The sequence below is a fragment of the Mesorhizobium sp. M7A.F.Ca.US.014.04.1.1 genome, from assembly GCF_003998745.1.
Classification (GTDB): domain Bacteria; phylum Pseudomonadota; class Alphaproteobacteria; order Rhizobiales; family Rhizobiaceae; genus Mesorhizobium; species Mesorhizobium ciceri.
The window spans coordinates 1-10616 of the sequence record NZ_RZRW01000164.1; the positions used below are offsets into that span (position 1 = coordinate 1).

Below are 10616 nucleotides of genomic sequence, written 5' to 3' on the forward strand. Positions count from 1 at the left end.
CGGCGAGGCGCCACGGGTCAGGCCCTTGGAGACCGCATCGGTCTTGCCTTCGCTGATGCCACGGCCAAGTGCGGTGTTGGAAAAGTCCGACTGGTCGACATGGGCGAGATCGTTGCGGCCGAGGTAGGAGATCGCCAGCGCGCGGAACACGTAGTCGAGGATCGACGTCGCGCTCTTGATGGCGTCATTGCCCTGCACCATGCCGGCCGGCTCGAACTTGGTGAAGGTGAAGGCGTGCACATATTCGTCGAGCGGCACGCCATATTGCAGGCCCAACGAAATGGCGATGGCGAAGTTGTTGAGAAGGCCACGCAAAGTCGCGCCTTCCTTGTTCATGTCGATGAAGATCTCGCCGAGACGGCCATCGTCATATTCGCCGGTGCGCAGGAAGATGGTGTTGCCACCGATCTTGGCTTTCTGCGTGTAACCCTTGCGGCGGCCGGGCAGCTTTTCCTGCTCGCGCGACACGCGCTCGATGATGCGCTCGACGATCCGCTCGGTGATCTGTGCGGCACGTGCTGCCGCAGGTGCGGCGAGCAGCTGCTCGACGGCTTCATCCTCGTCGTCCTCGCCATCGGCGAGCAGCGAGGAATTGAGCGGCTGCGACAGTTTCGAGCCGTCGCGGTAGAGCGCGTTGGCCTTCAGCGCCAGCTTCCACGACAGCATGTAGGCGCCCTTGGCGTCTTCCACCGTCGCATCGTTGGGCATGTTGATGGTCTTGGAGATCGCGCCGGAAATGAAGGGCTGTGCCGCCGCCATCATCTGGATGTGGCTGTTGATAGACAGCGAGCGCTTGCCGATCTTGCCGCACGGGCTGGCGCAATCGAACACGGCGAGGTGTTCGGCCTTGAGGAACGGCGCGTCTTCCAGCGTCATCGCACCGCAGACATGGATGTTGGCGGCCTCGATGTCCTTGCGGGAGAAGCCGAGCGCCGGCAGCATCTCGAACGAGAAGTCGTTGAGCTGCTCGTCGGTGAAGCCGAACGTCTCCTTCACCCAGTCGGCGCCGAGCGTCCACTGGTTGAAGACAAACTTGATGTCGAAGGCCGACTTCAAGGCTGCGTTGAGCGCCGCGATCTTCTCGTCGGTGAAGCCCTTGGCCTTGAGCGCGCCGGGGTTGATGGCCGGCGCCTGGTTGAGGTTGCCGTGGCCGACCGCATAGGCCTCCATCTCGGCGATCTGGGCTTCGGAATAGCCGAGCGTGCGCAGCGCTTCCGGCACGGCGCGATTGATGATCTTGAAATAGCCGCCGCCGGCCAGCTTCTTGAACTTCACCAGCGCGAAGTCGGGCTCGATGCCGGTGGTGTCGCAATCCATGACCAGGCCGATCGTGCCGGTCGGCGCGATGACGGTCGCCTGCGCGTTGCGGTAGCCATGCTCCTCGCCGAGCTCGATGGCGCGGTCCCAGGCGGCCTTGGCGTGGGTCGCAAGGTCCTGCTGCTTCAGGTCGGAAGCGACGAGCGGCACCGGGTTGACGGCGAGCTTCTCGTAGCCCTGCTTCTCGCCATAGGCGGCACGGCGATGGTTGCGCATGACGCGCAGCATGTTCTGGGCATTGCGGTCGTAGTCGGCGAAGGCGCCGAGTTCGCCGGCCATCTCGGCCGAGGTGGCATAGGCCATGCCGGTCATGATCGCGGTGAGTGCGGCGCAGATCGCGCGGCCTTCGTCGGAGTCGTAGGGAATGCCCGACGTCATCAGCAGGCCGCCGATATTGGCATAGCCGAGGCCGAGCGTGCGGTATTCGTAGGACTGCTTGGCGATCTCCTTCGACGGGAACTGCGCCATCATGACGGAGATTTCGAGCACGATGGTCCACAGCCGCACCGTGTGCTCGTAGGCTGCGATGTCGATCGTGCCGTCGGCGTTGCGGTAGGGCAGCAGATTGATCGAGGCGAGATTGCAGGCCGTGTCGTCGAGGAACATGTATTCGGAGCACGGGTTGGACGCCCGGATCGCACCGGCGGAAGCGCAGGTGTGCCAGTCGTTCATCGTCGTGTTGAAATGCAGGCCCGGATCGGCCGACGCCCAGGCGGCGTAACCGATCTTTTCCCAGAGATCCCTGGCCTTCAGCGTCTTCAGTACCTTGCCGTCCTTGCGGGCGGTCAGGTGCCAGTCGGCATCGTCCTCGACGGCGCGCAGGAAATTATCCTTCAGCGACACCGAATTGTTGGAATTCTGGCCCGAAACCGTGAGGTAGGCGTCCGAATCCCAGTCTGTGTCGTAGGTCTTGAACGACATCGAGCTATAGCCCTGCTTGGCGAACTGGATGACGCGGTAGATGTAGTTCTCCGGCACGGCCGACTTCTTGGCCGCCTTAATCTCGCGCTTCAGCGCGGAGTTGATCGACGGATCGAAGCAGTCGTCGCCATTGCCTTCGCAGTTGACGCAGGCCTTCATGATCGCTTCGAGATGCTTCTTGACGATCTTCGAGCCGGTCACCAGCGAGGCGACCTTCTGCTCTTCATTGACCTTCCAGTCGATGAATTCCTCGATATCGGGATGGTCGGCGTCGACGATGACCATTTTGGCGGCGCGGCGCGTCGTGCCGCCCGACTTGATGGCGCCCGCCGCGCGGTCGCCGATCTTGAGGAAGCTCATCAGGCCCGACGAGCGGCCGCCACCGGACAGTTTTTCGCCTTCGCCGCGCAGCAGCGAGAAGTTGGAGCCGGTGCCGGAGCCGTATTTGAACAGGCGCGCTTCACGCACCCACAAATCCATGATGCCACCCTCGTTGACGAGGTCGTCCTGTACGCCCTGGATGAAGCAGGCATGCGGCTGCGGATGCTCGTAGGAGGATTTCGACTTGGTCAGCTTGCCGGTGAACGGGTCGACATAGAAGTGGCCCTGGCTCGGGCCGTCGATGCCATAGGCCCAGTGCAGGCCGGTGTTGAACCATTGCGGCGAGTTCGGCGCGACGCGCTGGGTGGCCAGCATGTGGGCAAGCTCGTCACGGAAGGCGCGTGCGTCTTCTTCCGACGCCTTGAAGTAGCCGCCCTTCCAGCCCCAATAGGTCCAGGTGCCGGCAAGGCGGTCGAAGACCTGGCGGGCGTCGATCTCGGAACCGTAGCGCTCGGCTTCCGGCAGCTTGGCGAGTTCCGCCTCATCGGCGACGGAGCGCCACAGGAAGGAGGGGACGTCGTTCTCTTCGATCTTCTTCAGGCGTGCCGGAACACCGGCCTTGCGGAAATATTTCTGTGCCAGGATATCGGCTGCGACCTGGGAGAACTGCGCCGGCACGTCGATATTGTCCAAGCGGAACACCACCGAGCCATCCGGATTCTTGATCTCCGAAAGCGCCTTGCGGAATTCGATCTCCGCATAGGCGGACTGTCCTGGCTTGGTGAAACGACGCTCGATGCGCATTGGTCCGGTCCCTTTTGTCTATATGTAGCGCTTTTCCCCAGGGATTTCTGCCCCCGATGCGAAACGCGCATGTCCGCCGTCTGCCGGCGTTCGAAAACGGCCGGCTCTCCATTTCGCAGCCTCCGCCGGCCCTGCTGGTCAAACTCCTTGCGAAGTGCCTGTCCAACGCGCCGACGAACCCACGGGTCCCTCAAAACTGATTTTTTTCCGATTCCCTCGGTCGAGGGAAATTCACACTATCTAGCGTCGAACCTACCTGCAAACACTAAATATAGTATTAACAGACAATTTATTCAAGCCCGACAATTGTCCCTATCGACCCCAACCGCCCCACAATTCCAACGCTTCCGCCGGCCTCGTAACCAGGCGGAAATGCGAGCAAAACGCACATAATCCGGGAAAAAGACCGGGCTCAGAACTTTCCGGTCGCACTCTCAACAGGAGCGCATGGCCTATAAAAGGCGACTCGTTTTGCGCCGTCAAGGATTCGTTTGCGTAGCTTTTGTGACCCCAACATCTTGTGTGTCACATATGTGGATAACGGGGATAGAATGCGGTGCGGCGATCGCAATTTTGTCGCCACCAGGCAATCCGGACGCGGCAACGATCCAAAGCGTCGTGCCTGAATGGATCAGCCGTAGTGCAGCCTGGGTTTTGGCTCGGTGCCGGTGAACTGCACCCCGATACGGTCATTGCGACGCCAGCGGACCTCACACCGATAGGCAATGCCGTCGAGCGGCACATAGAGAAGGAAGCGATCGGGAACCCGGGCTTCCAGCGGTATCTTCAGTTCGGCTCCGCCTTCGTGTTGATTGCGCAGCGTGCAGCCGACTTCCGAATTCGAAATTCCGGTGATGATCGACCCGCCCTTGAGCACGCGCGGACGATGCTCGCGCTCAGGCTCGTCGGACTCGTTTGGAATTGGATTTTCGGGGCTCGCCATCGATCAAAAAATACCAGAGCTGCCGAATCCTACCTTTGATTCCTTAGCAAAGCATTCATGTCGATGGCGGCAACGCGTGTCCAGCCTTTGCAAGCAAGTCCCGTTTTGCAAAGAGCGCGGTGTGGCCGCCCGTCAGGAGAAGCTGTGCGGGTCGGCGCAGAAATAGGCGATGATCTGGCAAAGGTCGGGTTCGTTGACCATGCGCACCGCTTCGCTTGCACGGACCCATTTGCGGGTGCGTGAGCGTTTTTCCTTCCAGCGGTCCGCGACTTTGTCGACATGCAGCGGAAACACCAGGACCTCGCACGGGACTTCTTCGCCGGAAGCCAGCGCCTTGGCGTAGAAGTAACGGCCGGCTTCAAGATGAGAGACACGGCCGCGCAGCCCGGCCTCCTCGCCGGCTTCGCGCGCCGCGGCCTCGCAGAGCGGCTCCCTGGCCTCTGGCCAACCCTTGGGCAAAACCCAACGGCCGGTATCGCGGCTGGTGATCAGCATGATTTCGACGCCGTCTCCCGTGTCGCGCCAGGGCAGGGCGGCAACCTGCAGGCGGCACGGCGCGGTGCCGAAGAGCCGTCGGACCCTTTCGGCCAGATGATTGTGTGTCGTTGGCCTCGTCAACATCGAAGAAGCTAGCCCCAGCCTCCGGAATCGTTTGCCGTCTCACGAATCTTACGGCTAATTGTCGGCAATAAAAGTAAAAAATTTCATTCGCCTGGCCAATTTCCGCCAATAGACGTCGATTTCGCGAAATATCCGGCTCTGCCGGACGTGTTTGCGAAAGCAAATCCATCCCCGGTGCAAGCTGCTGGTCTGTAACAGGGTAGTTGCGAATCAGCCGGCGTGGTCGTCGGCGATCGGCTTCTGGTAGGTGAAGCCCATATCCCACGGGAAATAGATCCAGGTGTCCTGGCTGACTTCGGTGACGAAAGTATCGACCAGCGGCCTGCCTTTCGGCTTGGCATAGACGGTGGCGAAATGCGCCCTGGGCATCATCGCGCGCACGATGCCCGCCGTCTTGCCGGTGTCGGTCAGGTCGTCGATGATCAGCACGCCGGCGCCGTCTTCGGCGAGCAGGGCAGGGGTGATCTCCTTGAGGACCTGCAGCTGCCCCTGGCTGGTATAATCGTGATAGGAGGCGACGCAGACGGTTTCGATGACGCGGATGCCAAGTTCACGCGAGATGATCGCCGCCGGCACCAACCCGCCTCGCGTGATGCAGACGATCGCTTTCCATTGCCCCTTGTTGGCACCGGCAAGCCGCCAGGCGAGTGCGCGAGCGTCGCGATGGAACTGGTCCCAGGAGACCGGAAAGGCTTTTTCGGGAAGGGACATGTCGCGCACTCCACAGCACGCGGGGATCGCGCGCAAGAAAACAGGGGAATGCGCGCGGAATTAGCTGGAAAGCCCCCATCTTGGCAAGAGCAGGGGCCTTGGCAAGGCAAGGGCCAGCGATCGCTGTGGGCTTACCGCGACAGGAAGGCTGCCACCGGCGCGGTGCGCAGCACGCTGCGCGTCACGCCGCCGAACAGAAGCTGGCGCAGCCATGAATGGCTGTAGGCGCCGAGCACCAGCAGATCGGCGCCGGTTTCCGCGATCCTGGTCTGGATGATGTCATCGACCGAACTGCCGCCCGACTGCTGCACCGAGACGCTGACGGTGGCGCCGTGGCGCGACAGCGCCGCCGCGATTTCGGCGCCGGCGGCCTCCGGGCTGTCGTCGAGCGTTTCAGGAGGGTCGATAACCAATATGTCGGTCTTCTCGGCTTCGATGATGAAGGGCAGCGCGTCGAAGGCGGCGCGCGCCGCTTCCTTGCTGCCGTTCCAGGCGAGCAAGACGCGTTTGAAGGTGGTGATCAGCGGACCCTCGTGCGGCACCACCAGCACCGGCCGGCCGGCATCGTAGACCAGCGTGTCAACGTCCGCGCTGGAATCGCCGCCCGTTTCGCGCTGCGCTGCTATGATCAGGTCGGCGGCCCGCACGCTCGAAATCCCGGTCAGCGCGCTGTCACCCGAAAAGCTCTCCAGGCTTCGCCACTCGAAGGAAAGACCGGAATCCTCGATATGCCTGAGAAACAGCGTCCTCAATTTCTCGGCCCGTTCCCGGTTCATATCTGCCGAAACCTGCAGGAATTCGGTGTCGGGAAAGCCTGTGGCAGAGGTGTAGGGCACGGGAAGCGTTTCGGCGTGGATGCCGACCAGATGGCTCTGGAACCGGTTGGCGAGCGGAATGGCGCAGTCGAGCACGCGCTCGGCGTCCTGCTCGTTCTGCAGAATGGCGACGATGGTTTTGAATCGCATGACAATCCCTCAGTTCACGAGCTGGCGAACTCGTGCCGGGGAAACGTTGCAGCGTCGTGCTTTGTTCCGGTCTGGACCAGATCAGCCGGGATTGCTGGCGAAGCCGGCGACCATCGCCTCGACATCGGCGCGGGCAGCGTCCAGCGCCTCCTGGCTGCGGGCACGCACGACCAGTTCGGTCCAGAACTTGCCATCGCCATATTTCGGGTAGGAGCCGATGATCGTATCGGGATGCGCTTTCTGGATATCACCCAGCGGCCCCCCGATGAGGCCTTCGCCGAACGGGCAGGGCACGGTCGCCGACAGCATCTTTGTGCCGGCCTTCAGCGTCGGCACGACATTGTCGAGCATGGCCTGGAAAATCGACGGCACGCCAGCCATGACGTGGACGTTGCCGATGCGGAAGCCAGGCGCGACCGACACCGGATTGTCGATGAGATCGGCGCCGCGCGGCATCCGTGCCATGCGCTTGCGGGCCTCGGTATATTCGATGCCGCGCGCGGCATAGCTTGCTTCCAGCATCGCATAGGCCCGGGCATCGTATTCGCAAGGTACGCCAAAGGCCTTGGAGATGGAATCGGCCGTGATGTCGTCATGCGTCGGCCCGATGCCGCCCGTGGTGAACACATAAGTGTAGCGCGCGCGCACGGCGTTCACCGCCGCGATGATCTCGTCTTCCTCGTCCGGGACGATGCGCACTTCCTTCAGGTCGATGCCGATCGCCGTCATGATGTCGGCGAGATGGCCGATGTTCTTGTCCTTGGTGCGGCCGGACAGAATCTCATCGCCGATGACGAGCATGGCGGCGGTCACGATTTCAGGCATGGGAAGCTCCGGCAAGCGAGTGGCCCGGGAAGGCGAGTGGTCTGAGATAGCGCGGCGCAGCGGTGGCCGCAATGTCATCTCCGCGGCGCCGGCTTTCCTGCCCGACTACATGACCGCCGGAGGTGGATGGCTCGGTCGAAGCCAACTCGTTTCCACACCATGTTCTGCGATGACGTGGCGGTCGAGCAAGATCTCGGCCGCATCGACGGGGGCTATGGCAAGGGGCACTTGCCGGAATTCATGGCCCAGGAGCGAACCGCCGCATCCATCGAGCGCATCGCCGGCCGGGCTGATCGGGGCCTCACCTCAGCTTCACGACAATTTCAAGGAACCATTCGGCTGACTACCGGGTTTTATGAGTGTCGCACCAAGGCGGCTAAGATACGGAGTGATTCAATGGTTACAAAACTTCTCGCAGCATCCGTCCTGACGATCGGTCTCGCCACATCGGCGATGGCGCAGTCACTGGACGACAGGTACTCAAACAATCATGACTGGTGGCTGTTCGGTAACAACGACCAGACAACTGTCGACCCCTACACCACGGGAAGCATCAGTGACGGCTCCGGGTTGAACACCCAAGGCAACACCGGCGCTATTGGCCCATGTGCCCACAACACACCAGGCCCGGACGCTAACGCAGGGCAAAACGTCAACGATCAGTATTGCGGCAAATAGCCAGAACGTGATTTCCGAAAAGCGCACGCCGATTTTCCAGAAATCCATGTTCGAGGGCTAGTCCGCAAGGACAGCCGCTGGCCGCTGGCGCGTCCTCTCTCCGGACGGCGCTGCGGTCGGCGCTCCGTCGAACCGCTCCACATCAACCGCGATACCGAATCAGTCCGAGACTTCTGTCTGCGGCCGGTCGCGGCCGTCGGCCAGTTCCTCATGCCATTTTCCCTCGGCGTCCTCATACTGGATGCCGTCCGTCGCTCCGGCGACCTGCTGCTCGGCCGAGGCGATTTCGGCGGCGCGCAACGCGTCCTGATGCGTCGGAAACGTCTCGGAAAAGGTCGCTCCGACCTTGTAGGCCCAGCCGCCGTCATGTTCGACGATCTTGTAAGTCAGCTTCGCCATGAAAAACCTCCGGTTGAAAGGTCCGTCTGCTCAATGCAGTCGGTCGTCGGGCAGTCTGTCGTCGGGCACCAGCACTTCCGATTCCTTGGCGGCTTCAATCAGCGCCCGGCGCGCATCTGCTGTCGAACGATAACCTTCCAGCACTTTGAGGCAAGTGTCGAGGGCATCACGATGGCGCGGGCCGCGATTGAGCGGCCACACCGTCATCAGGCACTCCGCGGCCTCCTGGGCGCTGCGGATGTGGCGATATTTGCCGACGTGGCCAAGTTCGACGACGACCGGCACTTCAAAAGGTTTGTTGTCCATCATGGCCGCAACGCAAAGCAGCCAATTTGGTTGCAACCATGGCCGTCAGCCTGCGCCCAAACGTCTCAGAGGCTGTTTGAAGGCTCTACAGCGCCGTGTCGGGAGCGCGAACCGTTCAGCCCGCCGCCTTCATCCAATGCTGCATCGTGGTCACCGAACGGGCAAGTTGTGGCGCCGGGTGGATTGTCTCGCTGAATGTCGCCGCCGCACGCCACCCCCAGCGCGGATCAGCCAGGAAGGCCCGCGCCAGCGCCACCATGTCGGCGCGGCCCTCGGTGACGATCGCTTCGGCCTGCTTGGGGTCGTCGATCAGGCCGACGGCGCGGGTCGGAATATCAGCGCCCTTGCGCACCGCCTCCGCCAGATGCACCTGATAGCCGGGGCCGGTGGGCAATTTCTGCAACGGCGAATTGCCGCCGCTCGAACAGCAGAGATAGGCAACGCCCTCGTCCTTCAGCGCTTTGGCCACTTCGATCGCGTCCGCCACGTCGAAGCCGCCGTCGACCCAATCCTTCACGGACAGCCTTGCGCCGAGCATCAGCTTTGGCACCGCCTTGCGCACCGCCTTGGTGATTTCGACGGCAAAACGCATGCGGTTTTCCAGCGCGCCACCCCAGCGGTCCGTGCGCTGGTTGGACAAGGGCGACAGGAACTGGAAGATCAAATAGCCATGCGCGGCGTGCAGTTCGAGGAAATCGAAGCCGGCGCGTTCGGCTCGCCTTGCCGCCTCGGCGAAGCGCTCGATCAGCTGTAGGATCTCCTCGTCCTCCAGAGCGTGCGGCACGTTCCAGCCGGTGTCGTAGGGGATGGCCGAGGCGGAGACGGTCTGCCAGGGATCCTCGTTTGGCTTCAGTGGCCCGCCGCCCTCCCACGGCTTGCGGTTCGAAGCCTTGCGGCCGGCATGGGCCAGTTGGGAGCCGAATTTCGTGCCGGGTGCGGCGACGCGTCGTGCAGCGTCCAGCGCGCGGCGGGCGGCCGCTTCATTGTCTTCAGAGTAAAGGCCGAGGCAGCCATGGGTGATACGCCCGCGCCGCTCGACATCGGTCATCTCGACCGTGACCATGCCGGCGCCGGACATTGCGAGGTTCATCCAGTGATGGAGATGCCAGTCGCTGGCCGAGCCGTCCTCGGCGGAATACTGGCACATCGGCGCGACGGCGATGCGGTTGGGGAAGGTGAGGCCGTCGAGAGTGATCGACTGGAAAAGCGACGCTGTCATGAGAAACTCCGGGAGGGTTCGCAGCTATTTAGGCGACCGATGGCGCCTGCGCCAGACACGAGGCGGTGAAAGGGCTTCTGGACCAATCACGGGCGGGATTGCCGAAATGCCGGTTCGCGGCTACGCCTCGGCCAGGCATGTCTCCCAAAAGTGGCTCCGGTTTTGGGAGAACGACAGGCATAAACAGGAGCATGAAGTGCGACGCGCTTTAGCATGGAGACCGGGATGGAAGATCGTATTCGCGTCCGTTCGGAGGAAATCCTCTCCGACGACTGGGCCATCCTGAAGAAGACCGTCCTCGACTACCGCCGGCGCGACGGTCAGTGGGAGACGCAAATCCGCCAGACCTATGATCGCGGCGATGGTGCGGTGATCCTGCCTTACGACCCCTTGCGTTCGACCGTGCTTCTGGTGCGCCAGTTCCGCTATCCCGCTTACGTCACCGGCCACCGCGAGCCGCTGATCGAGGCCTGTGCCGGTCTGTTGGACGAAAACGATCCGGAGACCGCCATCCGCAAGGAAGCCGAGGAAGAGCTGGGTTATCGCTTGAAGGATATCGAGCGGCTGTTTACGCCCTATATGAGCC

At 62.3% G+C, this 10616-nt stretch carries 11 protein-coding genes; 2 read left to right on the forward strand and 9 right to left on the reverse strand.

Annotated elements, in window-relative coordinates; genetic code table 11:
- The 6 genes from EOA22_RS13510 to EOA22_RS13535 all read right to left on the reverse strand — a co-directional run.
- Positions 1–3363, reverse strand: a 3363-nt coding sequence (locus EOA22_RS13510; protein WP_127390018.1) for a vitamin B12-dependent ribonucleotide reductase, incomplete at its 3' end; no start/stop codon positions are given.
- A gap of 631 nt (positions 3364–3994) precedes the next feature.
- Positions 3995–4306 (reverse strand): PilZ domain-containing protein, encoded by a 312-nt coding sequence (locus EOA22_RS13515; RefSeq protein WP_063167865.1) that lies wholly within the window; start codon positions 4304–4306, stop codon positions 3995–3997.
- Between the two features lie 132 nt (positions 4307–4438).
- Positions 4439–4927 (reverse strand): NUDIX hydrolase, encoded by a 489-nt coding sequence (locus EOA22_RS13520; protein WP_013532018.1) that lies wholly within the window; start codon positions 4925–4927, stop codon positions 4439–4441.
- A 210-nt stretch (positions 4928–5137) separates the two neighbouring features.
- Entirely contained in the window at positions 5138–5638 is a 501-nt protein-coding gene (gpt, locus tag EOA22_RS13525; RefSeq protein ID WP_013532017.1) for a xanthine phosphoribosyltransferase, read from the reverse strand.
- A gap of 131 nt (positions 5639–5769) precedes the next feature.
- Positions 5770–6603: a universal stress protein gene (locus tag EOA22_RS13530; protein WP_027162597.1), complete on the reverse strand. Its 834-nt coding sequence runs from the start codon at positions 6601–6603 to the stop codon at positions 5770–5772.
- A gap of 81 nt (positions 6604–6684) precedes the next feature.
- Positions 6685–7428, reverse strand: a complete 744-nt coding sequence (locus EOA22_RS13535) for a competence/damage-inducible protein A (protein ID WP_063167866.1) — start codon at positions 7426–7428, stop codon at positions 6685–6687.
- 159 nt (positions 7429–7587) lie between these two features.
- On the opposite strand from EOA22_RS13535, the gene EOA22_RS38855 reads away from it, so the two are divergent.
- The gene (locus tag EOA22_RS38855) at positions 7588–8106 is read left to right on the forward strand and encodes a hypothetical protein (RefSeq protein ID WP_245478634.1); all 519 of its coding nucleotides are present in this window, start codon (positions 7588–7590) and stop codon (positions 8104–8106) included.
- A 159-nt stretch (positions 8107–8265) separates the two neighbouring features.
- On the opposite strand, the gene EOA22_RS13545 is transcribed toward EOA22_RS38855, so the two are convergent.
- The 3 genes from EOA22_RS13545 to EOA22_RS13555 all read right to left on the reverse strand — a co-directional run bounded on the left by EOA22_RS13545 (position 8266) and on the right by EOA22_RS13555 (position 10030).
- Positions 8266–8505 (reverse strand): DUF2188 domain-containing protein, encoded by a 240-nt coding sequence (locus EOA22_RS13545; protein WP_013532013.1) that lies wholly within the window; start codon positions 8503–8505, stop codon positions 8266–8268.
- A 30-nt stretch (positions 8506–8535) separates the two neighbouring features.
- Positions 8536–8814 (reverse strand): DUF982 domain-containing protein, encoded by a 279-nt coding sequence (locus EOA22_RS13550; RefSeq protein WP_013532012.1) that lies wholly within the window; start codon positions 8812–8814, stop codon positions 8536–8538.
- Between the two features lie 112 nt (positions 8815–8926).
- The gene (locus tag EOA22_RS13555) at positions 8927–10030 is read right to left on the reverse strand and encodes an NADH:flavin oxidoreductase/NADH oxidase (RefSeq protein WP_024504404.1); all 1104 of its coding nucleotides are present in this window, start codon (positions 10028–10030) and stop codon (positions 8927–8929) included.
- Between the two features lie 225 nt (positions 10031–10255).
- On the opposite strand from EOA22_RS13555, the gene EOA22_RS13560 reads away from it, so the two are divergent.
- Positions 10256–10616: NUDIX domain-containing protein (locus EOA22_RS13560; RefSeq protein ID WP_127390019.1), on the forward strand; the 361-nt coding region annotated here is incomplete at its 3' end.